This window comes from Kitasatospora sp. NPDC004723 (genome assembly GCF_040609255.1).
Classification (GTDB): Bacteria; Actinomycetota; Actinomycetes; order Streptomycetales; family Streptomycetaceae; genus Kitasatospora.
In genome coordinates, this window is sequence record NZ_JBEXJT010000048.1 from 24,601 (window position 1) to 48,528 (window position 23,928).

General features: G+C 73.1%; 18 protein-coding genes and 1 other RNA gene. 16 read left to right on the forward strand and 3 right to left on the reverse strand.

What is annotated here, in order from left to right:
• Positions 1-72: 72 nt before the first annotated feature.
• The 5 genes from ABZW10_RS31790 to ABZW10_RS31810 all read left to right on the forward strand — a co-directional run bounded on the left by ABZW10_RS31790 (position 73) and on the right by ABZW10_RS31810 (position 8,317).
• Positions 73-5,019, forward strand: a complete 4,947-nt coding sequence (locus ABZW10_RS31790) for an NAD-glutamate dehydrogenase (RefSeq protein ID WP_355372869.1) — start codon at positions 73-75, stop codon at positions 5,017-5,019.
• Between the two features lie 91 nt (positions 5,020-5,110).
• Complete coding sequence (locus tag ABZW10_RS31795; protein WP_355372872.1) at positions 5,111-5,674, forward strand: hypothetical protein; 564 nt, start codon at positions 5,111-5,113, stop codon at positions 5,672-5,674.
• A gap of 50 nt (positions 5,675-5,724) precedes the next feature.
• Positions 5,725-6,354, forward strand: a complete 630-nt coding sequence (locus ABZW10_RS31800) for an RNA polymerase sigma factor (protein WP_355372875.1) — start codon at positions 5,725-5,727, stop codon at positions 6,352-6,354.
• Complete coding sequence (locus ABZW10_RS31805; RefSeq protein ID WP_355372877.1) at positions 6,351-7,424, forward strand: CU044_5270 family protein; 1,074 nt, start codon at positions 6,351-6,353, stop codon at positions 7,422-7,424. Before ABZW10_RS31800 ends, ABZW10_RS31805 begins: the two co-directional genes overlap by 4 nt.
• Positions 7,425-7,846: 422 nt before the next feature.
• A complete protein-coding gene (locus ABZW10_RS31810) occupies positions 7,847-8,317 on the forward strand; it encodes a hypothetical protein (RefSeq protein WP_355372880.1) in 471 nt (156 codons plus the stop codon).
• A gap of 49 nt (positions 8,318-8,366) precedes the next feature.
• Here ABZW10_RS31810 and ABZW10_RS31815 read toward each other — a convergent pair whose 3' ends face one another.
• Positions 8,367-9,209 carry a hypothetical protein gene (locus ABZW10_RS31815; RefSeq protein WP_355372882.1) on the reverse strand — a complete coding sequence of 281 codons (843 nt, stop codon included), beginning with the start codon at positions 9,207-9,209 and terminating at the stop codon, positions 8,367-8,369.
• A gap of 336 nt (positions 9,210-9,545) precedes the next feature.
• Here ABZW10_RS31815 and ABZW10_RS31820 point away from each other — a divergent pair, with 336 nt between their 5' ends.
• Together ABZW10_RS31820 and ABZW10_RS31825 are read left to right on the forward strand one after the other, a co-directional pair.
• Positions 9,546-9,791 (forward strand): hypothetical protein, encoded by a 246-nt coding sequence (locus ABZW10_RS31820; RefSeq protein WP_355372885.1) that lies wholly within the window; start codon positions 9,546-9,548, stop codon positions 9,789-9,791.
• A complete protein-coding gene (locus ABZW10_RS31825) occupies positions 9,788-10,048 on the forward strand; it encodes a Txe/YoeB family addiction module toxin (protein WP_355372888.1) in 261 nt (86 codons plus the stop codon). Before ABZW10_RS31820 ends, ABZW10_RS31825 begins: the two co-directional genes overlap by 4 nt.
• A 106-nt stretch (positions 10,049-10,154) precedes the next feature.
• On the opposite strand, the gene ABZW10_RS31830 is transcribed toward ABZW10_RS31825, so the two are convergent.
• Positions 10,155-12,974, reverse strand: coding sequence for an FtsK/SpoIIIE domain-containing protein (locus ABZW10_RS31830; protein ID WP_355372890.1), 2,820 nt, complete (start codon positions 12,972-12,974; stop codon positions 10,155-10,157).
• 428 nt (positions 12,975-13,402) lie between these two features.
• Between ABZW10_RS31830 and ABZW10_RS31835 the strand changes: the two genes are divergently transcribed.
• The 4 genes from ABZW10_RS31835 to prfB all read left to right on the forward strand — a co-directional run bounded on the left by ABZW10_RS31835 (position 13,403) and on the right by prfB (position 19,309).
• The gene (locus ABZW10_RS31835) at positions 13,403-15,376 is read left to right on the forward strand and encodes a serine/threonine-protein kinase (RefSeq protein WP_355372893.1); all 1,974 of its coding nucleotides are present in this window, start codon (positions 13,403-13,405) and stop codon (positions 15,374-15,376) included.
• Between the two features lie 78 nt (positions 15,377-15,454).
• Entirely contained in the window at positions 15,455-16,603 is a 1,149-nt protein-coding gene (locus ABZW10_RS31840; RefSeq protein WP_355372895.1) for a ricin-type beta-trefoil lectin domain protein, read from the forward strand.
• 195 nt (positions 16,604-16,798) lie between these two features.
• Positions 16,799-18,058 (forward strand): serine/threonine-protein kinase, encoded by a 1,260-nt coding sequence (locus ABZW10_RS31845; protein WP_355372897.1) that lies wholly within the window; start codon positions 16,799-16,801, stop codon positions 18,056-18,058.
• Positions 18,059-18,196: 138 nt separating this feature from the next.
• Positions 18,197-19,309 carry a peptide chain release factor 2 gene (gene prfB / locus ABZW10_RS31850; RefSeq protein WP_355372900.1) on the forward strand — a complete coding sequence of 371 codons (1,113 nt, stop codon included), beginning with the start codon at positions 18,197-18,199 and terminating at the stop codon, positions 19,307-19,309.
• Between the two features lie 94 nt (positions 19,310-19,403).
• On the opposite strand, the gene ABZW10_RS31855 is transcribed toward prfB, so the two are convergent.
• A complete protein-coding gene (locus ABZW10_RS31855; protein WP_355372902.1) occupies positions 19,404-19,598 on the reverse strand; it encodes a hypothetical protein in 195 nt (64 codons plus the stop codon).
• 350 nt (positions 19,599-19,948) lie between these two features.
• Between ABZW10_RS31855 and ftsE the strand changes: the two genes are divergently transcribed.
• From ftsE to ssrA, 5 genes are all read left to right on the forward strand, one after another.
• Entirely contained in the window at positions 19,949-20,638 is a 690-nt protein-coding gene (gene ftsE, locus ABZW10_RS31860; RefSeq protein WP_344325128.1) for a cell division ATP-binding protein FtsE, read from the forward strand.
• Positions 20,639-20,714: 76 nt separating this feature from the next.
• Complete coding sequence (gene ftsX, locus ABZW10_RS31865) at positions 20,715-21,626, forward strand: permease-like cell division protein FtsX (protein WP_355372904.1); 912 nt, start codon at positions 20,715-20,717, stop codon at positions 21,624-21,626.
• A gap of 133 nt (positions 21,627-21,759) precedes the next feature.
• Positions 21,760-22,908, forward strand: a complete 1,149-nt coding sequence (locus tag ABZW10_RS31870) for a S41 family peptidase (RefSeq protein ID WP_355372907.1) — start codon at positions 21,760-21,762, stop codon at positions 22,906-22,908.
• 44 nt (positions 22,909-22,952) lie between these two features.
• The gene (gene smpB, locus ABZW10_RS31875; protein ID WP_350544683.1) at positions 22,953-23,429 is read left to right on the forward strand and encodes an SsrA-binding protein SmpB; all 477 of its coding nucleotides are present in this window, start codon (positions 22,953-22,955) and stop codon (positions 23,427-23,429) included.
• 88 nt (positions 23,430-23,517) lie between these two features.
• Positions 23,518-23,899, forward strand: a transfer-messenger RNA (tmRNA) gene (gene ssrA, locus ABZW10_RS31880).
• The last annotated feature ends 29 nt before the right edge of the window (positions 23,900-23,928 follow it).

The window sequence follows — 23,928 nt, forward strand, 5'->3', positions numbered from 1 at the left end:
CGGGAGACCCGGCGGTGTGAAGCGAGACCATCACCGAGTCACGCAACGGCGCGCGACAGGAGCCAAGAAGTCATGCAGACCAAGCTGGACGCAGCCAAGGCCGAACTGCTCAGGAAGGCAGCAGCAGCCGCTGAGAACAGCCAGGTGGGGGGAGCGGCGCCGGGGGAGGGACTGAGCAACGGCGCTCTGTCCGCGTACCTGCACCACTACTACCTCCACACCGCGCCCGAGGACCTGGTCGACCGCGACCCGGTCGACGTCTACGGCGCGGCAGCCTCGCACTACCGCCTGGGCCTCAAGCGCCCGCAGGGCACCGCCGAGGTGCGGGTGCACACCCCCTCGGTCGAGGAGAACGGCTGGTCCTGCGGCCACACCGTGGTCGAGGTCGTCACCGACGACATGCCGTTCCTGGTCGACTCGGTCACCAACGAGCTGTCCCGCCAGGACCGCGCGATCCACATCGTCATCCATCCCCAGCTGGTCGTCCGCCGTGACATCACCGGCAAGCTGCTGGAGATCCTCGACGTCGACGCCTGCGCCCGCAGCCAGGCCGCCGGCACCGAGTGGCCGGCCGACGCGACCGTCGAGTCGTGGATGCACATCGAGATCGACCGCGAGACCGACCGCGACGACCTGCGCGAGATCGAGACCAACCTGCGCCGCGTGCTCGGCGACGTCCGCGAGGTCGTCGAGGACTGGACCAAGATGCGCGACTCCGCGCTGCGCCTGGCCGACGAGCTGGCCGAGCAGCCCCCCGTCGGCCTGCCCGAGCAGGAGGTCGGCGAGGCCTGGGAGCTGATGCGCTGGCTCGCCGACGACCACTTCACCTTCCTCGGCTACCGCGAGTACGACCTGGTCGAGCACGAGGGCGAGGAGGTCCTGCGGGCCGTCGCCGGCACCGGCCTCGGCATCCTGCGCTCCGACCCGGTCACCCGCGACGAGCAGCACCACGCCGTCAGCGAGGCCTTCGGCCGGCTCTCCGCGCCGGTGCGCGCCAAGGCGCACGAGAAGAAGCTGCTGGTCCTCACCAAGGCCAACAGCCGGGCCACCGTGCACCGCCCCTCCTACCTCGACTACGTCGGCGTGAAGAAGTTCGACGCCAACGGCGAGGTCATCGGCGAGCGCCGCTTCCTGGGCCTGTTCTCGGCCGCCGCCTACACCGAGTCGGTCAGCCGCATCCCGGTGGTCCGCCGCAAGGTGCAGGACGTCATCGCCGACTCCGGCTTCTCCACCGAGAGTCACGACGGCCGCGACCTGCTGCAGATCCTGGAGACCTTCCCCCGGGACGAGATCTTCCAGACCCAGGCCGACGAGCTGCTCCAGATCGCCACCAGCGTCCTCTACCTGCAGGAGCGCCGCCGGCTGCGGCTGTTCCTGCGCCAGGACGAGTACGGGCGCTACTTCTCCGCGCTGGTCTACCTGCCGCGCGACCGCTACACCACCCGCATCCGGCTGCGCCTCATGGACATCCTGATGCAGGAGCTCAACGGCGCCTCGATCGACTACACGGTCTGGTCGACGGAGTCGGTGCTGACCCGTCTGCACTTCGTCGTCCGGGTCACCCCCGGCAGCGAGCTGCCGCACCTGACCGAGGCCGAGGTCGAGCGGATCGAGGCCAAGCTGGCCGAGGCCGCCCGGTTCTGGATGGACGGCTTCAACGACCAGCTGCACGTCGAGCTGGGCGAGGAGAAGGCGGCCGAGCTCTCCCGCAAGTACGCCAACGCCTTCCCCGACGGCTACCGCGCCGACTTCACCGCGCGCACCGCCGTGGCCGACCTCAAGCAGATCGAGTCGCTGCACGGCGAGGGCGACTTCCGGCTCAACCTGTACCAGCCGGTCGGCGCGGGCGACGACGAGCGCCGCTTCAAGATCTACCGGGTGGGCGGCCCGATCTCGCTCACCGAGGTGCTGCCGGTCCTCCAGCGCCTGGGCGTCGAGGTGCTCGACGAGCACCCGTACGCGCTGACCCGCTCCGACCAGACCACCGCCTGGGTCTACGACTTCGGCCTGCGGCTGCGCGAGGCCGTCGAGCTGACCGACGAGGCCCGCGACCGCTTCCAGGAGACCTTCGCCGCCACCTGGACCGGCAAGGCCGAGAACGACGGCTTCAACGAGCTGGTCCTGACCGCCGGGCTGACCTGGCGCCAGGCGATGATGCTGCGCGCGTACGCCAAGTACCTGCGCCAGGCGGGCTCCACGTTCTCCCAGGACTACATGGAGGACGCGCTCCGCAACAACACCCACACCACCCGCCTGCTGGTGAACCTCTTCGAGGCCCGGCTGAGCCCCAGCCACCAGCAGGGCGCGCTGGAGCTGACCGAGGGCATCCTGGAGGAGCTGTCCGGCGCGCTGGACGAGGTCGTCTCGCTGGACGAGGACCGCATCCTGCGTTCCTTCCTGCACCTCATCAAGGCCACCCTGCGGACCAACTTCTTCCAGCACGACGGCTCGGGCGTGTGGCACTCCTACGTGTCGATGAAGTTCGACCCGAAGGCCATCCCGGACCTGCCGGCCCCGCGCCCGGCGTTCGAGATCTGGGTCTACTCGCCGCAGGTCGAGGGCGTGCACCTGCGCTTCGGCAAGGTCGCCCGCGGCGGTCTGCGCTGGTCCGACCGGCGTGAGGACTTCCGCACCGAGATCCTCGGCCTGGTCAAGGCGCAGATGGTGAAGAACACCGTCATCGTGCCGGTCGGCTCCAAGGGCGGCTTCGTCGCCAAGCAGCTGCCGGACCCGTCGGTCGACCGCAATGCCTGGCTGGCCGAGGGCATCTCGTCCTACAAGACGTTCATCTCGGGGCTGCTGGACATCACCGACAACCTGGTCGGCGGCGAGGTCGTGCACCCGGCCGACGTGGTCCGCCACGACGAGGACGACACCTACCTGGTCGTCGCCGCCGACAAGGGCACCGCGACCTTCTCCGACATCGCCAACGGTGTCGCCGAGTCCTACGGCTTCTGGCTGGGCGACGCGTTCGCCTCCGGCGGCTCGGCCGGCTACGACCACAAGGGCATGGGCATCACCGCCCGCGGCGCCTGGGAGTCCGTCAAGCGCAACTTCCGCGAGCTGGGCCACGACACCCAGGCCGAGGACTTCACCGTCGTCGGCATCGGCGACATGTCCGGTGACGTCTTCGGCAACGGCATGCTGCTCAGCGAGCACATCCGCCTGGTGGCCGCCTTCGACCACCGGCACATCTTCCTCGACCCCAACCCGGACGCGGCCGTCTCCTACGCCGAGCGCCGCCGCCTCTTCGAGCTGCCCCGCAGCTCCTGGGACGACTACGACAAGTCGCTGATCTCGGCGGGCGGCGGCGTCTTCCCGCGCAGCGCCAAGTCGATCCAGCTCTCGCCGCAGGTCCGGGCCGTGCTGGGGGTCTCCGACACCCGGCTCACCCCCGCCGAGCTGATGAAGGCCGTGCTGCAGGCGCCGGTCGACCTGTTCTGGAACGGCGGCATCGGCACCTATGTCAAGTCCTCCACGGAGACCAACGCCGAGGTGGGCGACAAGGCCAACGACGCCATCCGCGTCAACGGCGAGCAGGTCCGCGCCCGCGTCGTCGGCGAGGGCGGCAACCTCGGCTGCACCCAGCTCGGCCGCATCGAGTACGCGTCCAACGGCGGCCCCGAGGGCGTCGGCGGCTGGATCAACACCGACGCCATCGACAACTCGGCCGGTGTGGACACCTCGGACCACGAGGTCAACATCAAGATCCTGCTCAACCAGGTGGTCGCCGACGGCGACATGACGGTCAAGCAGCGCAACACCCTGCTCGCCGAGATGACCGACGAGGTCGGCCACCTCGTGCTGCGCAACAACTACGCGCAGAACGTGGTGCTGGCCAACGCGGTCGCCCAGGCGCACAGCATGGTCAACGTCCACTCCCGGATGATCAACCGCCTGGAGGCGGAGGGCCGGCTCGACCGGGCCCTGGAGTTCCTGCCCACCGAGCGGCAGATCCGCGACCGCCAGCAGAGCGGCCGGGGCCTGTCCCAGCCCGAGATGTCGGTGCTGCTGGCCTACACCAAGATCACCCTGGCCGAGGAACTGCTCGCCACCGATCTGCCCGACGACCCGTTCTTCCGCACCGCGCTGCACGAGTACTTCCCGAGCGCGCTGCGGGCCCGGTTCGCCGAGCAGATCGACCGGCACCCGCTGCGCCGCGAGATCATCACCACGCTGATCGTCAACGACACGATCAACCGCGGCGGCTGCACCTTCGCCTTCCGCCTGAAGGAGGAGACCGGCGCGACCTACGAAGAGGTCGCCCGCACCCACGCCGCCGCCCGGGCCGTCTTCGGCCTGGAGGAGATCTGGTCGGAGATCGAGGGCCTGGACAACCGGGTCCCGGCCCCTGCCCAGACCAAGATGCGCCTGCACGCCCGCCGTCTCGTCGAGCGCGCCACCCGGTGGATGCTCAACAACCGGCGCCAGCCGCTGGACATCGCCGGCACCATCGAGTTCTTCCACGACCGGGTCAACCAGGTCTGGGGCTCGCTGCCCAAGCCGCTGCGCGGCGACGACCTCGTCTGGTTCGAGAAGGTCTACAACGACCTCACCGAGGCCGGCGTGCCGGAGGAGCTCGCCACCCGGATCGCGGGCCTGTCCTCGACCTTCCCGACCCTGGACATCACCGAGGTCGCGGACCGCTCCGGCAAGGACGTCGCCCAGGTCGCCGAGCTCTACTACGACCTCGCCGACCGCCTGCAGATCACCCACCTGCTGGACCGCATCATCGAGCTGCCGCGCACCGACCGCTGGTCGTCGATGGCCCGTGCCGCCATCCGCGAGGACCTCTTCGCGGCCCACGCGGCGCTGACCGCCGACATCCTCGCCTGCGGCCCCGAGGCCGCCGTCCCCGAGGAGCGCTACACGGCCTGGGCGGACCTCAACTCCACCCTGCTGAACCGCGCCAAGAGCACCCTCGACGACATAAGGGGTTCGGACAACTACGAGCTGTCCAGCCTCTCCGTCGCGATGCGCGTCATCCGCACCCTGCTCCGTACGGGCTCGATGCGCTGACAGCCGGCTGAAACAGCGAACGGCGGGCCCGCGTCCCTGGTGGACGCGGGCCCGCCGTTATGCTGTTCGCCCGCTCGGAGGGGGAGGCGTCGTGCACGGGTTCGACGAGGGTGTGGAGTTCTCGCTGGAGTGGGAGGAGCTGCCGGAGCCGGCGGCGTCCGCCCGGGGGCGGTACGAGGACTGCCTGGAGCACCATCCGGAGTGTCCGCACGCGCCGCACTGCCGCGAGCCGTACGAGGCGGCCGTCGGGGAGTACCAGATGGTGCTGGACGGCCACCAGTTGGGGGTCTGCCGGGAGGGGATGCGGCGGACCGGGATGAGCTACCCGGCGGAGGAACCGGAGTTCCCCGACTGGCCGTTCGCCACCACGGCCGAGTGGTACGCCGCGCCGCAGGACGTGCGCGACGCCCACAAGGCCGCCGACCGGGCGGCCCGGGCGTACCGGGTGCCCGGGATGGCCGGGATCCCGGAGTTCAAGGTGCGCGAGAGCGGCCCGTGGTCGGTGGGCCCGGAGGAGATCGGCGAGGCGCTCGGCCGGTACGAGGCCGCGCCCGCGGGCGTGCGCGCCGAGCTGGAGGGCGGCGGCGTGGTCTGGCCGCTCTGGCTCGGCTGGCTCCGGGAGACCGCGGGCCGCGGCGGCTTCCGCGTCGACTGAGTCCGGCGGGGCGCCGGGGAACTCGCTCCGGCCCGCGGACAGGTGGAGGTGTGGAACTGTCGCAGCGGGGACGGATACGGGATGGCGATCAGTGGGCGTTCGGGGAGCTGTTCGACGAGGCGGCGGGTGATCTCTACCGGTACGCCGTGCGGGCCACCGGGGACTGGGCGGTCGCGGAGGACGTCGTCCAGCTGACCTTCCTGGAGGCGTGGCGGCTGCGGCACAAGCTGCGGGAGGACGACGGGGCGGTGCGGCCCTGGCTGTTCGGGATCGCCGCGAACGTGCTGCGCAACACCGCCCGGGCGGCGCGCAGGCACCGGGTGGCGATGGAGCGGCTGCCGGCCCGGGACACGGTGCCGGACTTCGCCGACGAGCTGGTGGGGCGGCTGGACGACAGCGCCCAGCTGGCCGCCGCCCGGCGGGCGCTCGGCCGGCTGCGGAAGGCCGAGCGGGAGGTGTTCGGGCTCTGCGTCTGGGCGGGGCTGGACTACGCGAGCGCGGCCGAGGCCCTGGGGGTGCCGATCGGCACGGTGCGCTCACGGCTCTCGCGCGCCCGCACCAAGCTGCGCGCGCTCGCCGACGAGGAGCTGAGGAACGGCCGGGAACTGCGCCCGGTCCCCGGACAGGTACGGGGTGGCCGCGTCGGAGCGGCCCGGTCGATACGGGAGACGAACCGATGAACGAGGACGAACGCGCCGAGCTGGACCGGCTGGTGCCGGGCCCGGCGAGGCCCGAACTCTCCGCCGACCGCCACCGGTTGTTGAGGGGACATCTGATGAGTGAGATCCGGGAGACGAAGCCCGCGCGGGCCCGTCGCGGCAGGCTCGGCTGGGTGGCGGTGCCCGCCCTGGCGGGTGGACTGGCACTGGCGCTGGTGCTGAGCAACGGCGGCGCGGACGGCACGCCCGCGCCGCAGCAGCAGGCGCCGCAAGCCCAGCAGGCGCCGCAGCAGGACACGACCACGCTGAACGCCGCCCCCGTGGGCGCCGTCCAGTTGCTGACCCAGGCGGCCGACACCGCCGCCGGGAAGCCCGACCCGAAGCCGGGCAAGAACCAGTTCGTGTACGTGGACAGCCTGGTGGCCTTCTCCGGCGTCAACATGACCACCGGTGAGTCGAAGGTCGACCCCGCGCACCGCCGCCAGATCTGGCTCTCGGTGGACGGCAGCCAGTGGGGCGTGCTCAAGGAGGAGCGGGAGCAGGACGGCAAGCCCTACGCCCCGGAGAAGGTCAAGCCCGGGGATCCGGCGCCGCGCACCGACGGCGGAATGTGGCTCGACCCGAACACCAAGCCGGGCCTCAACGCCCCGACGTATGCGTACCTGGCCACGCTGCCGACCGACCCGGACGCGCTGCTGAAGAAGATCTACGCCGAGACCAAGGGCATGGGCCCGGGCCCCGACGAGGAGGCCTTCGTGACGATCGGCGACCTGCTGCGCGAGCAGCTCGCCCCGCCGGCCGTCAGTGCCGCGCTCTACCGGGCCGCCGCGAAGATCCCCGGCGTCACCGTCGTGGACGACTCCGTGGACGCCTCCGGCCGCCACGGCGTGGCCGTGGCGCGCGTGGACGGCGGCATCCGCACTGAGTGGATCTTCGACCCGAAGACCCACGAGTTCCTGGGCGAGCGCACCGTCGTCGCCTCCGAGGGCAACGCGTTCGGCAAGCCGGGCACCGTGACCGGCCACTCCGCCGTCCTCGCCCGCACCGTCGTCGAGCAGCCCGGGGAGGAGCCCCAGCAGAAGAACGCCTGAGCCGAGGGCTCGTTGAAGGACAGGTGACGCTGTGGGGCCGCTGCCGCTCCGGTCGTCGCTCCGGCCGCGCGCGAGCCCGTTCCGGCCGTCGTCGAGTAGCCGAATGCCACGGTCCGCCCCCGCCGCGAGCACCTTGCGACGGGGGCGGACTCTTGCCGGATCCTGTCGGCCGTCGAGCGGCGATTTCGTGGGGCGTGCGCCTCGCTGCGTGCGCCGTTGAATCAGACCGCCGCCGCGTGTCAAGCGGCGGCGATCGCGCCATCGAAGGTCAGTTTCCGGTCTGTTGATAGATCCCAAGGCCGATCAACTGCGGGACCTTTGCAATGCGTGCCAGAGTAACCGCCACGAGATAGATGAAATGTCATATATGGCATTTCTTTTGCCTCGATATTCCGAAGACGAAGCAGAGGAGGAGTAGGACGATGCGAACGAACCGACTTGCCCTGACGCTGGCCGGTGCCGCCGGTGCGGTGGCGATGCTGGCGGCGCCGACCCAGGCGGGTGCCGCTCAGACCGGCGCTACGGGCACGACCGCCACCACGGAGATCTGCAGCTCGACCAAGCTGCAGGCCGGGCTGGCGACCTGGCTCTGTGCCGAGGTGAACGGCAGTGACGTGCAGCTGGTGGGTTGGATCTACCTGGCCGGTCCGCCGAGCCCGGGCGGCCCTTACCCGCAGCCCGAGGACCTCGTGACCGTGCTCGACGGCCAGGTGGTGGGCGGCGCCTCGCTCGGCTCGGTCAACCGGTGGACGCGGTTCAACCTCACCAGGACCGATGTGCGCGGCGTCGGCGGGACCGTGGCGTGCGGCTCCACCGTGCACGGCAGCTTCAGCGTGACCAAGCCCGGCTGGGGATCGACGCCGGTCACCCTCGACGCCGTGGTGCCGTGTTGATCTGATCAGCGCACGCGGGCCCGGGGATCGGGGGACCCCGGGCCCGTTCTCAATGGCCGGGCACCGCGGTGAGGGTGCGTTGGCTGCGTAGGGCGGCGCGGGCGCGGGCGGCGCCGGTGCCGGTGGTGTCGGTGGGGGCGGCGGCGGGTCTCGGAGCGAGGCCGGCGCAGGGGCGGCAGAGGCCGGGGCGCGGGACCGGATCGTGGCACCCGGAGCACTCGGCGTAGGCCGGGGGAGGGGCCTCGGCGCGTGGCGGCGGGAGCTTGCGCTGGAGGCGGTCGCGCAGGATCGCGACGGGCGAGTGCAGGGGCACGGGCAGGCCGGGGATCAGGGCGTGGGCCAGGTCGGCCGCGGTGCTGCCGCGTTCGAGCCACTGGCCGACGAGGGGCGCGAGCGTCCGCGCCTCGGCGAGCCCGAGCCGCAGACGCGGTTCGGGCCGGATCGCGCGGAACAGCGCCGCCACCGCCGCCCGGGTCTGCTCGTCGGGCAACTCGCCGGGGAGGGTGGGTACTTCTTCCGGGTTCTTTTCGGGAGGGGCGTCAGGGCGGCCGGTCTCCCGTCCACCGGCGACCGGACAGGGGACACCCGGTGGCGGCGGGAGCTGCGGGACGTCGAAGACGTGGGCCTCGGAGCGGATGGTCCCGTCGGGCAGCCGGACACGGACGACCCGGTAGTACCCGGCCTCGGTGAGCTCCTTGAGCGCCCGCCGAACGGCGCCGCGCCCCTGGGTGCTGGTGTCCGCCATGTGCCGGCCGTCCTCGCGCCACCCGTCGGGGCGCGAGAGGAGGTCGACGAGCAGTCCGCGAGCGGTGAAACTGAGGCGGCGGTCCTGCAACAGGCCGTTGGGAAGCACGGTGAACGAGCGCGCGTGGGCGCTACGATGAATCTGCATCTGGAGTTGCTGCTCCTGGTGCCGGGCCCCGGGGTGTTGGTAGCACCGCCGGGGTCTTCTTTGTTCTGTTGATAATGCGGAACGTAGCACATCAACCACGCAGCGTGCGAAGCGTTCGGATGGTGGAGTACGGCCGCAGGGCCGTGGGCGGACGGGAAGCCGTGATGGCGCGGCCGATCCTGTACGTGTTCCGGGACGTCGTCGACGAGCGCGAACACCTGTCCAGCATCTGGGTCGCGGAGGGAGTGCCCGGCGTGCGGGCCCGCCGTTCTCCCGTGTCTCCGGTGCGGCCGCCGGAGCTATGGTTGGTGGGAGTCGCCCATCGAAGGAGTCCGGATGGCCACCGCGCCCGACTACAGCGACCTTTACAAGATCCTCGAGCGGCTGGAGCCCGAGCAGGTCGAGGAACTGCGACGTCATGCCCTGCGTCTGGTGAAGACCGTCGAGGTCGAGCAGGCTGAGGGGGCTGACGAGACGGACTACCTCCTGAGTTCGCCGGAGAACGCCCGACGCCTGCTTGCTTCCCGGCGGGCTGCTGCCGAGGGGCGGTTCGAGTACCGCGAGCTGGCGGACTCCGAGTGAAGCTGGCCTTTACCTCCGAGGGCTGGGACGACTACCTCTACTGGCAGACAGCCGACAAGAAAGCCCTTCGGAAGGTCAACGAGCTGATCAGGGACACGATTCGTGATCCGTTCAGAGGGATCGGGAAGCCGGAACCACTCAGAGGTGATCTCGCGGGACTCTGGTCGCGTCGTATCTCTGACGAGCATCGGTTGGTCTACGAGCCGACCGCCGGCGAGCTGATCATTCACCAGGCTCGCTTCCACTACACGCGCTGAATCGGCCCACCGCTTCGTATCCCTCGAACCTGACCTTCAACGGCCGTCCGCCCCCGCCGCGACAGTGATCGCGGCGGGGGCGGATGGCCGTTCAGCCTCTTCTACGTCACCGCGCCGCGGCGCGCTGGAGGGCGCTGGCGAGGAGGGCGAGGTCGGTGGGGCCGTTGCCGAGCTCGCGGACGGGGCGGCGGGCGGGTGGGGCGCCGAGGGTGTGGGGGTCTATGGCGACGACGGTGGGGCGCAGGGTGGCGGTGCGGGGGATGCGGCCGCTGATGCGCGCCGCCTGGAAGGCGGTGACGCCGCCGTCGGGGAGGCGGAGGTAGCCGCGGCCGGGGGTGGTGTCGGGGAGGGCGGCGGCGTCGCCGAGGTGGATGAGGAGGTCGGAGTCGGCCGGGTCGTCGGTGCGCAGGGCGATCCGCAGCAGGGCGGCGTCGTCGACCTCGGTGCCGGTGGTCTCGTCGGGACGCCCGGTGGTGACGGCGAGGTGGATGCCGAGCGGGCCGCCGCGGCGGGCGACGGCGGCGAGGGCGCGGGCGAGGGGGCGGCCGGCCGGGGAGGTGGGGGAGAGCAGGGCGTCGTAGTCGTCGACCACGACGACGAGCCGGGGCGGGCACGGCCCGGGGACGGCCATCGGGGCGGCGGGGGACTCGGGGCTGCGCGGGTGGATGACGCGGGGCGTGGCCGGGGCGGCCGGGCCGGTCGGGGCGCCGACCGCGGCGGGGACCGGGACGGGCTCCCCGTCGAGGATCCGGGCGGCGTGCCAGGAGGCGAAGTCCAGCCCGTCGAAGAGCCGCTCGCGCAGCGTCAGCTCGTCCTCCAGTGCCTCGGCGGCGAGCAGCGCGGCACGCGGGTCGGCGGCGGCGTTGACCCGGCCGGTGACGTGCGGCAGCTCGCCGCACCCGGCGAGGCCGTCCTCGGTGGCCCGCCCCTCGACGATGGTGACGGCGAGGCGTTCGGGCCGCTCGGAGGCGGCCAGCGAGGCGACCAGGGTGCGCAGCAGCTCGGTCTTGCCGGAGCCGCGCGCGCCGCCGATCAGCAGGTGTGGCCCGCCCGGGTCGGGGGACGGCAGGGTGAGCTCGGGGTCGGCGAGGTCGAGGACGCACAGCTCGTCGCGGGTGGTGCCGAGCAGCGCGGTGGCGGCGCCGATGCCGCCGGCGTGGGCGGCCCAGCGGGCGGACAGCTTGGCCGGGGTGACGGTGTCCAGCTGGAGCAGGTCGAGCAGGCGCAGCGCGTCCGGCAGCGGTCCGCGGTTGGCCGGGGTGGCCTCGCGCAGCGGGGCGAGGACCCGGGCGAGCCGCTCGGCCCAGGCGTCCGAGACGGCGTCCAGCGACACCTCGTGCAGGGTCTCCCGGCCGCGGGCGACCGGGCCCGGGCGGTCGATCGAGAGCTGGGTGCCGACCTCGCCGGTGATCAGCGCGGTGGCGCCGAGGCCGCGGGGCAGCAGTTCGGGCTGTTCGGCGAGGCAGACCGGGAAGATCCCGACCGCCGGGCCCTGGCGCAGCAGCAGGTCGAGCGCCAGCCGGGCGGACTCGGTGCCCGGGCGGCCGTCGACCACGACGACGGTGGCGGGGTGGCCGCCGAGGCCGACCGGGCCGCTGAGCCGGGCGGTGAGCTCGGTGAGCCGGGCGGTGGCCTGCTCGTCGTCGAGGCCGAGCAGCAGCCGGCAGTCCTGGCCCTCGGCGGGCCGCAGGTGGGGCAGCCACAGGGACCAGGCCCAGGTGTCGGCGCGGTCCTGCGGGGTGCGGAGCGGGTCGGCGTCGACCACCACCAGGCTGAGCCCGGTCGGCGGGTGCAGGGCGGCGAGCTGGGCGACGACGGCGCGGGTGAGCGCGTCGAGGCGCTCGCGCGGGCCGCTGAGGCCGAGGCTGCCGGCGGTCTGCAGGTCGACGGTGACCGGGACGGCGGGCAGCACGGTGCCGGGGGAGGTGCCGGGGCCGCCGGGCCGGTCGGCGGTGCCGAGCCGCAGGGTGAGCGCGTCGGGGTGGCCGGGGCCGCGCTCCCAGAGCCGGGGGCCGGGGCCGAGGGCGTTGAGCAGCAGGGTGGCGAGGTCGGGCCAGCGTTCGCGCTGGGCGGCGGCCTGCCGGGTGCGGACGGCGGCGTGGTGGCGCTCGGCGCTCTCCTCGGGCGGTTCGGCGGCGGAGCGGCCGAGGCGCAGCGAGAGCAGGCCGCGCCCGCGCCCGGCGGGTGGCTCGGGGGCGGCCGGCGGTTCGGCGGCGGGCGGGGCGGGGCGGACCGGGGCGGGGGCGGCGAGCTGGAGGTGGCCGTGGCCGTCGGGCAGCGCGGCGCGGACGGGTGCGCCGGAGCCGTCGCGGGGGTCCGGGGCGACGATCCGCAGGGTGGTCTCGCCGATCCGCAGCAGGCCGGTGCCGTCCAGCGGGACGGCCTCCTCGGGCGGGCCGGGCGGGACGATCCGGCCATCGACCGTGGTGCCGTTGGTGGAGCCGAGGTCGCGGACGGTCACCGTGCCGTCGTCGGCGAGGTGCAGGGCGAGGTGGAGCCGGGAGACGTCGGGGTCGTCGACCGGCACGTCGGCCTCGCCGGAGCGGCCGACCCGGATCTCCCGGCCGTGCAGGCGGTGCACGCCGCCGGCGTCGGGGCCGCCGACGACGCGCAGCTCGGCGGCGGCCGGGGTGTCGTCGGGGTCGTCGGCCGTCGGGTCGGGCTCGTTGAGCGAGAGCACGGCGCCGTCGAGCAGCGGTGGGTGGCCGAGCAGTGTGTGCTCGTCGACCCGGTGCGCCCCGGCGTAGAGGTGCACATGGGTCGCGGCCCGTGGTCCGCGCACGCCCACGGCGCCGGCGAGGGCACCCGCCAGGGAGCCGAGCGCGGTGCCGACGGGGGCGGTGACCAGCACGTCCACGTAGGGGATGGCGGAGCCGGCGGCTGCCGGGCCGCTGCGCGGTCGGAGGACGGTCAGCCGGATCTGCATCTCGCCCGCGGTCCCTTCTGCTGGTGTGACGCCTTGTGCCGTTGTCCGGGGCCGCCGCGGGGGTGCGGAGGGTGGCCGCGACACCGCTTGGGCCACAGGAGTGGCGAGTGTCATCCTGCCATCCGTCACGGACAGTCCGCGCACCGTACCGGATTTGACGATCTTGCGATCATCGCCATGGTGGAGGCGACGGGGAATCAGGTCAACCGGCGCCCGGAAGGGCAGACCCCGAGGCTCCCGTGGAACCGTCCGCGAACGCTCCGGGTCTTCCCGTAGGGGATGTCCCCCAACCCGGGCGAAAGCCCCTGCCGGTCGCCCCGAAAACGTCGACGGACCCCGTTAGAGTGGCCCGAATACACGGGCCCGGCAGGCTCACCGCACCGGCGGAGGAGCGCCCCGCGCGGGCGGCACGACGAGGAGTGCGACAGGTGCGGCCAGTCGGCAGCAAGTATCTGCTGGAGGAGAACCCCCTCGGACGGGGCGCCACCGGCACCGTGTGGCGCGGCCGGGTCCGCGCCGACGTCGAGGTCCCCGGCAGCGCGCCCGGGCAGCTGGTGGCGATCAAGATCCTGCGCGAGGAGCTCGCCGCCGACCCGGACGTGGTGATGCGCTTCCTGCGGGAGCGCTCGGTGCTGCTGCGGCTGACCCACCCGAACATCGTCAAGGTCCGCGACCTGGTCGTCGAGGGCGAGCTGCTGGCCCTGGTGATGGACCTGGTGGACGGCCCGGACCTGGCCCGCTACCTGCGCGGCAACGGCCCGTTCAGCCCGATCGCCGGCGCGCTGCTGATGGCCCAGGTCGCCGACGCGCTGGCCGCCAGCCACGTCGACGGCATCGTGCACCGCGACCTCAAGCCGGCCAACGTGCTGCTCGCCACCGCCGTCGTCGACGGCACCGAGCAGATGCATCCGATGCTGACCGACTTCGGCATCGCCCGGCTCGCCGACTCCCCGGGGATCACCCGCAGCCACGAGTTCGTCGGCACCCCCGCGTACGTCGCGCCGGAGTCCGCCGAGGGCCGGCCGCAGACCTCGGCGGTGGACGTCTACGGCGCCGGGATCATGCTGTACGAGCTGGTCACCGGCCGCCAGCCGTTCCAGGGCGACAACCCGCTGGCGGTCCTGCAGGCGCACCTCGCCCAGGAGCCGCAGCGGCCGTCCACCATGCCGGAGCCGCTCTGGACGGTGATCGAGCGCTGCCTGCGCAAGGACCCGGCGCAGCGGCCGAGCGCGGTGTCGCTGGCGGGCGCCCTGCGGGTGGTCGCGGCCGGGGTGGGCGTGCACGCCTCCCCGGCGGCGGTGGACGCGGCGCTGGCCGTCGGCGCGCTGCTGGTGCCGGACCCGCAGCCGGCCGCGGTGCCGGGCGGGCCGGTGGGCGTGCCCGGGCTGTCGGCGGACGCGCCGTTCGGCGCCGAGGACCGCACCCAGGTGCTCCCGGCCGGCCAGCAGCCCGGTCAGCCGGGCCAGTACGACCAGCAGCCCGGTCAGCCGGGCCAGTACGACCCGGCGGCGGCGACCCGGGTGATGGGCGCCCAGCCGCCCCCGTACGACCCGGCGGCCGCGACCCGGGTGATGCCGCCCGCCGCCGCGCCGCCGCCCCTGCCCGGCCCGCCGCAGGCCGAGGCCCCGCACCCGTGGCAGACCCAGCTGCGGGCGGCCCGGGACCGCAACCAGCAGACCGAGATCGCCTACTACGGGCCCGAGGACTTCGAGGAGCCGCCGGTCGCCCCGCCGCCCTACCAGGCGGGCGGCCGCCCGCCCCAGGGCGCTCCGCAGGGCTACCAGCAGCCGGGGCAGCAGCCCCCGGGCGGCTACCGGCAGGCCCCGCCGCCCGGCTACGCCCAGCGTCCGCCGGTCGCCCCGCCGCCCTACCAGGGCGGCCACGGTGGCCAGGGCGGTCACGGCGGCGGACCCGGCCAGGCCGGTGGACGCCCGCAGCCGCCCGGCGGCTACAACCAGCCCCCGCAGCCGGCCCCGCCGTACGGCCGCCCGCAGCGGGCGCAGCAGCAGCCCCCGGCCGCCCCGCCCGGCGGCCACCGCTCCGCGCCCGCCCCGGCCCCGCAGCACCTGGCCCCCCGGCAGGCGGCCCCGGCCGCCCCGCCGCGCCGGGCCGAGCCGCCCGCGCCGCAGCACCGCGAGCCCCCGCAGCGCCGCGCCGAGCCGCCGCGCGAGGCACCCCGGGAGGCTCCGCGCCGCGAGCCGCGTCCGCGCAGCCGCAACCGGATGTACATCCCGGGCCTGGGCTGCCTCAAGGGCTGCCTGATGGTGCTGCTGGTGCTGGCGGTGGCCGTGCTGGCGCTGTGGAACTTCACCCCGCTGCCGGACTACTGGGCCAACGTCCAGGACTGGTTCTCCAGCGCGAAGGACTGGGTGACGGAGCTGTTCGGCAGTACCAAGAACTGACGGACACGCAGGACCGGCGGATCGCGGAGGGGGCTTTCGATGAGGGTGCGACACAGGTCCGGACGGCCGGGAGCGGCGTTGCCCGGCCTGCTGCTCGCCGTGCTGGGGGCGCTGCTGCCGGCCGGTCCGGCGGTGGCGGCGCAGACGGCGCAGAGCGTGCACTGCGGCCGGTACGAGACGGTGCCGGTGGCCGGCGGGCGGTACGTGGTGGACAACAACGCCTACGGCCCGGGGACGAACACCTGCCTGGCCACCGACGGCGGCGCCGGGTTCACCGTGCACTCCTCGGACGCCGCCGCGAGTCCGCCGGCCGGCCCGGTCGCCTACCCGGAGATCTTCGACGGCTGCCACTGGAACACCTGCTCCACCGGCAGCGCGCTGCCGCTGCGGGTCTCCGAGCTGGGGCGGGCGACCAGCAGCTGGTCCACCACGCTGCCCGCTTCGGGCGACTTCAACGTGGCCTACGACCTGTGGTTCCACACCTCCCCGGCCACCCCCGAGGCCAACGGCCAGCCGGACGGGGCCGAGCTGATGATCTGGCTGGACCGCCGTCCGGCCGGGTCCGGTCCCACCGGGTCCACCGCGTACGTCGGCGGGACCGGCTGGACCAGCTGGCAGCTCACCATCGCCGCCAACGACCGGCAGTGGCCGATGGTCGCCTACCAGGCGCAGACCCCGGTCGACTCGGTCACCGATCTCGACCTGCGGGCCTTCGTCCGGGACGCGGTGGCCCGCGGCGTGGTCAGGCCGGAGTGGTACCTGGTCTCGATCGAGGCCGGCTTCGAGCTCTGGAGCGGAGGTGCCGGCCTGCGGACCGACTCCTTCGCCACCGACGTCCGGCCGGGGCGTCCCACCGGCCCGGTCGGCGCGCCCGGCGGCCAGTGCCTGGCCGACCTGCCCGGCAGCGTCGCGGGCGGGCCGGAGCCGGTCGCACTGCTGGCCTGCGACGGCTCGCCCGAGCAGCAGTGGACCGTGGAGACCGACGGCACGCTGCGGCACGCGGGCAAGTGCCTGGGCACCGACGGCAACGCCGCGTCGCTCAACCCCTGCAACGGTTCGCCGTACCACGTCTGGCTGGTCGGCCTGGCGGGCGCGCTCTGGAACCAGGGCGCCGCGGGCTGCCTGCGCGACCCCGCGGCCGGGACCGCGCCGGGCGGCGGCGCCGACCTGGCCGGCTGCGACGGGTCGGCGGGCCAGCGCTGGACGCTGCCGGCCGTCGTGGTCTGACGGGGAGTCCGAGCCTCCCGTCGGCAGGATTGACGCTTTGTCGACAATTCGCGGGAATTCCTGCCGCCCGGTACCCGCCGAGCACCCCCGGACGACCCGCGGAGGGTGTTCGGGCGCGTAGGTTGGTCGCTGTTGTCCCGCCCCACCGAGCGCTCCGGAGCCTCCCGGAGCGCTCCCGCCGCCCACGGAGCAGCATTGGCACGCAAGATCGGCAGCCGCTACACCGTCCACCAGGTGATCGGCCGCGGCTCGGCCGGGACGGTCTGGCTCGGCGAGGGCCCGGACGGTCCGGTCGCGGTCAAGCTGCTGCGCGAGGACCTGGCCGCCGACCAGGTGCTGGTCGGGCGCTTCGTCCAGGAGCGCGCCGCGCTGACCGGCCTCGACCACCCCCGGGTGGTCGGCGTGCGCGACATGGTCGTGGACGGCAGCGACCTCGCCCTGGTGATGGAGCTGGTCCAGGGCACCGACCTGCGCTCCCGGCTGGAGCGCGACGGTGCGCTGCCCCCGCAGATCGCCGCCTCGGTGATCGCGGACGTCGCCGACGGCCTGGCCGCCGCGCACGCGGCCGGCATCGTGCACCGGGACGTCAAGCCGGAGAACGTGCTGCTCGACCTCACCGCCGCCCCCGGCCCGGGCGGCGCCCCGCGTGCCAAGCTGACCGACTTCGGCGTGGCCCGGCTGGTCGACGCCCCGCGCCGCACCCGCGCCACCCGGATCATCGGCACCCCCGACTACCTCGCCCCCGAGATCATCGAGGGCCTGGAGCCGCGCGCCGCCGTCGACATCTACGCCCTCGCCACCGTGCTGTACGAGCTGCTGGCCGGCTTCACCCCGTTCGGCGGCGGCCACACCGGTGCGGTGCTGCGCCGGCACGTCACCGAGCAGGTGCCGCCGATCCCCGGTCTGCCCGACGGCCTGTGGCGGATCATCGCCGAGTGCCTGGCCAAGGCCCCGGCCTCCCGGCTGCGCGCCGCCGAGCTGGCCGCCCGGCTGCGCGAGCAGCTGCCGGCCCTGGCGGGGCTGCCGGTGCTGGCCGTCCCGCAGCAGGGCCGGGCGCCCGTCGAGGAGCAGCTGACCCCGGGCGAGGCCGTGTACGCGGAGGTGGACGCCGCCCCCGGCACCCACAAGCGCCGCCGCGGCCCGGCCGTCCCGCTGGTGCCCGGCGTCGCCCCGGACTCCACCCGGGACACCCACACCAGCCTGCGCCGCCCCTCCGCGAATGAGCTGGCCTCCTACGCGGCCGAGTCGCGGGCCCAGCGGACCGCCCCGGGGGCGGCCCACCGCCGGGACCGCCAGGCGCTGCTGCGCCGCCGCCGGGTGCTGGCGGTGCTGGTGGCGGTGGTGCTGCTGCTGGCCGGCGCGGCCGCGGCCTGGACCGCCTTCGCCGCCACCGCCCCGGACGCCGGCCCCGGGCCGCGTCCGGCCACCGCCTCCGCGGCGCCGCGGGCCCCGTAGCCGGACCCCCGGCGGGCAGCCCGGGGCGCGCTCCGGGGCCCGGCCGAGCCGGTCGTGGACGGGTCGTCGGCCGGTCACGGGCGGGCCGGACGCACCCGCGGTCGTCAGAAGCCTCCCGGGAACCATTACCCTGGGGGCGTGGCAGCCGTCGATCCTTCCGAAGAGCTCAAGAACCTCGAAACGACCATGGGGTCGATCGAGGCCGTCCTCGACCTGGACAAGATCCGGGCCGACATCGCGCGTCTGGAGGAGGAGGCAGCCGCCCCCGACCTGTGGGACGACCTGGCGAACGCGCAGAAGGTGACCAGCAGGCTCTCCTTCCTCCAGGGCGAACTGCGCAGGGTCGAGGGCCTCCGCGGCCGCATCGACGACCTGGGCGTCCTGTTCGAGCTGGCCGAGGCCGAGGACGACGCGGACACCCGCGCCGAGGCCGAGACCGAGCTGGCGGCCGTCGCCAAGGCGGTCGAGGAGCTGGAGGTCCGCACCCTCCTGTCGGGCGAGTACGACGCCCGCGAGGCGCTGATCAACATCCGCGCCGAGGCCGGTGGCGTGGACGCCGCCGACTTCGCCGAGCAGCTGATGCGCATGTACCTGCGCTGGGCCGAGCGGCACGGGTACCCCACCGAGGTGTACGACACCTCGTACGCGGAGGAGGCCGGCATCAAGTCCGCGACCTTCACCGTCAAGGCCCCGTACGCCTACGGCACCCTCTCGGTCGAGCAGGGCACGCACCGCCTGGTCCGCATCTCCCCGTTCGACAACCAGGGCCGCCGGCAGACCTCGTTCGCCGGTGTCGAGGTGCTCCCGGTCGTCGAGCAGTCCGACCACGTCGACATCGACGAGTCGGAGCTGCGCATCGACGTCTACCGCGCCTCCGGCCCCGGCGGCCAGGGCGTCAACACCACCGACTCGGCGGTGCGCATCACGCACATCCCGACCGGCGTGGTGGTCTCCTGCCAGAACGAGCGCTCGCAGATCCAGAACAAGGCGTCCGCGATGAACGTCCTCCAGGCCAAGCTGCTGGAGCGGCGCCGCCAGGAGGAGCGCGCGGCGATGGACGCGCTCAAGGACAGCGGCAGCTCCTGGGGCAACCAGATGCGCTCCTACGTGCTGCACCCGTACCAGATGGTCAAGGACGTCCGCACCGAGTTCGAGGTCGGCAACCCGCAGGGCGTGCTGGACGGCGACATCGACGGCTTCATCGAGGCCGGCATCCGCTGGCGCAAGCAGCGCGAGACCGCCGCGCAGTAAGCGGTCACGGGGGACGGCCCCCCGCGCCCCCGTACGACGGAACGAGCGAAGGCCCCCGACCGGTTCACCGGTCGGGGGCCTTCGCTCTCGTCTCTCAGGCCAGCGCCTGCCGCGCGATCAGCGCCACCGCGAGCAGTCCGGCCAGTACGGCCAGCAGCATCGCGGGCGTGAGCGCGGCGAACGGACCCTGCTGCTCCTGCAGCCGGGCCCGGGTGGCACGGCACGCGGGGCAGCGGCCCTCGCTGACGCGGCCGTTGCAGTGGGCGCACACCAGATGGTCGCAGGTCATGCGATCTCCTCCTCGCTGCTACTGCAAACGCACCGGACCGGGCCTTGGTTCCTTCTCGTGCCCCGTGCGGCGGAGCGGTCGGGCCCGACCGCACCCTCCACTGTGCCAGGTTCCCGGCGTTCCGGCCCCCGGGCTGTGAGATGGCTCCCAATTTTCGGGGCATATCCGGTCATTCTCCCCCAGCTGCGCGGCGCTGTCGCGGTCGGAACCTGCGGGCCGGGCGCCCGTTCGCGTATGGTCCCAAGCCGGGAGCGGCCGTACCGCTCCCCTCGCCCGCCCCGGGCCGGGCATGCCGAGGGGCGGACCGACCCAGGACTGGCGCCGCCTAGGATGGCCTCCGTGATGCAGCCGTGATCAGATTCGACAACGTCTCCAAGACCTATCCCAAGCAGAACCGTCCCGCCCTGGACAACGTCTCGCTGGAGATCGAGAAGGGTGAGTTCGTCTTCCTGGTCGGCTCGTCCGGCTCGGGCAAGTCCACCTTCCTGCGCCTCTGCCTGCGCGAGGAGCGCCCCAGCAACGGCGAGGTGCACGTGCTGGGCAAGGACCTGGGCAAGCTGTCCAACTGGAAGGTGCCGCACATGCGCCGCCAGCTGGGCACCGTCTTCCAGGACTTCCGCCTGCTGCCCAACAAGACGGTCGCGCAGAACGTCGCGTTCGCACTGGAGGTCATCGGCAAGCCGAAGAGCGCCATCAACAAGGTGGTGCCCGAGGTGCTCGACCTGGTCGGCCTCGGCGGCAAGGAGGACCGCATGCCGGGCGAGCTGTCCGGTGGTGAGCAGCAGCGCGTGGCGATCGCCCGGGCGTTCGTCAACCGCCCGATGCTGCTGATCGCGGACGAGCCCACCGGCAACCTCGACCCGCAGAACTCGGTCGGGATCATGAAGCTGCTCGACCGGATCAACCGCACCGGCACCACCGTGCTGATGGCCACCCACGACCAGGCCATCGTCGACCAGATGCGCAAGCGCGTCATCGAACTCGACAAGGGGCTGCTGGTCCGCGACCAGGCCCGCGGCGTCTACGGGTACCAGCACTGACCTTTCGGCGCTGACCCCGTGGGCCGCCCGCCCGCCTCGCCCGACCAGCAGTACCGACCCTGGAGTTGTTGAACGCATGCGCGCCCAGTTCGTCCTGTCGGAGATCGGTGTGGGTCTCCGCCGCAACCTGACGATGACCATCGCGGTCGTCGTCAGCGTCGCGCTCTCCCTCGCCCTCGCCGGTGCCTCCCTCCTGGTCCGCGACCAGGTCAACTCGATGAAGGGGTACTGGTACGACAAGGTCGAGGTGAGCATCTACTTCTGCACCAAGGCCGACGCCCGGAACTCGCCCCAGTGCGACAAGGGCGCGGCCACCGACCAGCAGATCGCCGACATCAAGACCCAGCTGGACAAGATGGACTCGGTGGTCCAGACCTCGACCTTCGAGAACTCCGCCGAGGCGTACAAGCACTGGAAGGAGATGAACCCGGACAACCCGCTCATCTCCGTCCTCGGCCCGGAGGCCATCCCGCAGTCCTGGCGGGTCAAGCTCAAGGACCCGACCAAGTACGACGTCATCCAGAGCGCCTTCGCCGGCAAACCCGGCGTCAAGTCGGTCGAGGACCAGCGGAAGATCCTGGAGAACCTCTTCGGCCTGCTGAACGGCCTCCAGACGGCGGCCTTCGTCATCATGGTGCTGATGCTCTTCGTCGCCCTGCTGCTGATCGTCAACACCGTCCGGGTGTCGGCGTACAGCAGGCGGCGCGAGACCGGCATCATGCGCCTGGTCGGTGCCTCGAACTTCTACGTGCAGATGCCGTTCATCGCGGAGGCGGCGTTCTCCGCGCTGCTCGGCGCGGTGATGGCCTCCGGCCTGCTGCTCGGCGGTCACTTCTTCGTGCAGAACTGGCTCGCCGAGCGGGTGCAGTTCATCCACTTCATCGGCCTGTCCTCGGTGCTGGCGGTGATACCGCTGCTGGTCGTGGTGGGTATGGGCATGGCCGGCATCGCGGCCTTCTTCACCCTCCGCAAGTACCTCAAGGTCTAGGCCCCGACGGCCCGGACGGCCTCGAACGGTCCCGAACGGCCCCGGACGGCACTGCGCCGTCCGGGGCCGTCGGCGTTCCGTCGGCACCGCTTCGCGGGCCGGGGCGTTTCCGTGAGGTCCTAGACTCCGGACCATGCCAGTCACTCCCCGCGCGGCGCGTCAGGTGGCCACCCTCAGCGTGGTGTTCGGCGTGGTCCTGCTGGCCGGGGCCGCCACCGGCGCCTGGGGCGAACCGGGTACGACGGGGCGTCCGCCGTCCGCCGACACCGCGCAGGCCGCCGCCGCGACCGTCGGCGCCGGCCAGGACCCGGCCGGCGCCGACCTCTCCGAGCAGCAGGCCGAGCGCCTGATCGGGGCCGCCGGCGACCGCTGGGGCGCGTACTACAGCGCCCAGGAGTACGCCGAGTTCAGCCAGGGCCTGGGGGGCCGCTACCTGGGCGTGGGGCTGTCCGTGGGCCGCGGCGAGGACGGTGTCACCACCGTCTCCCAGGTGCGCGCCGCGGGGCCGGCGGCCGCCGCCGGGATCGCGGTCGGCGACCGGCTGCTGCGGATCGGCGAGGACGAGGCCGACCGGCTGCCGGTCACCGAGGTGGTCGCCCGGCTGCGCGGACGCGAGGGAGCCGAGCGGCAGCCCGGCTCGGAGGTCGTCCTGGCCGTGCGGCGCGACGACGGCGAGGAGCGCGAGGTCCGGCTGCGCCGGGCGCTGCTGGACAGCCAGCAGGTGACCGTCGAGCACCTGGCGGGCGGCGTGGCGCGGATCGCCGTGCGCGCCTTCACCTCCGGCGTGGCCGAGCAGGTGCGCGCCGCCGTGCGCGGCGCGCGGGCCGGCGTGGTGCTCGACCTGCGCGGCAACTCCGGCGGGCTGGTCGACGAGGCCGCCGACACCGCCGGGGTCTTCCTGGACGGCGGCCCGGTCGGCTCGTACCAGGACCGCGGCGGCACCCGGGAGCTGACCGCCCCGCCCGGCGGCGACCAGCACACCCCGCTGGTGGTGCTGGTCGACGGCGGCACGATGAGCGCCGCCGAACTGCTCACCGGCGCCCTGCAGGACCGCGGCCGGGCCGTGGTGGTGGGCGGGCGCACCTTCGGCAAGGGCACCGTCCAGCAGCCCAGCCGGCTCGCCGACGGCGCGGTGCTGGAACTGACCGTCGGCCGCTACTTCACCCCGGCCGGCCGCTCCCCGGAGGGCACCGGACTGGCCCCGGACGTCCCGGCGGGCGCCTCCGAGGACGCCGCCGCGCTCGCCCTGCGGGTGCTGGCCGGTCTCGGCAGCCGCGCGTAAAGGGGCTGCTCGGAACCGGGCCGAGGTGCGAGAATGACCGCGCTATGGCAAAGGAAACCGGACACAAGCTGATCGCGCAGAACAAGAAGGCGCGACACGAGTACACCATCCTCGACACCTATGAGTGCGGTCTCGTGCTCACCGGCACGGAGGTGAAGTCACTGCGCGAGGGGCGGGCCAACCTGGTCGACGGCTACGCCTACATCCAGAACCACGAGGCGTGGATCGACAACGTCTTCATCCCCGAGTACACCCAGGGGACGTGGACCAACCACGCGGCCCGGCGCAAGCGCAAGCTGCTGCTGCACAAGCTGGAGATCCGCAAGATCGAGACGAAGGTCAGGGACGCCGGCCACACCCTCGTCCCGCTGTCGCTGTACTTCAAGGACGGCCGGGTGAAGCTCGAACTGGCCCTCGCGGTCGGCAAGAAGCTGTACGACAAGCGGCAGACCCTGCGGGAGAAGCAGGACACCCGCGAGACCGCGCGCGCGGTGGCGGCGGCCCGGCGACGCCAGCGTTAATCGGCTGGACCCTCGCTGGTCGCCTCGCGTACCATGGGGCCCAGCACCACGGACGGGCTTCCGTCCGCGTTGTTTCTCAACAAAACATGGGGATGATCGGTTTCGACAGGGGATGTTGAAACAGGGGAAGCGAGCCGAGGAACGCGGCAATGATCTCGTTAACCACGTGTCGCAAAAAAATAATCGCCAACTCTAAGCGCGATTCCCAGCAGTTCGCTCTCGCTGCCTAATAAGCACCGATAGCGCTTGGGTGTCAGACCGGGGAGTTCCCGACCCGGACCCTGGCATAATCTAGGGAACTCAACCGTCCACCCGGGCTGCGGGGGTGGAGGGGAAATCAAACAGCAGCTGGGCCTGTTGGCGGCTTGTCCGTGTGACCGCCAGGGCCGAGAAAAGCACAGCGGACTGCGCTCGGAGAAGCCCTGAATTAACTCCACTGGACCCGGGTTCGATTCCCGGCATCTCCACCACCCCATGTTGACAGTGAAGGCCGTCCACC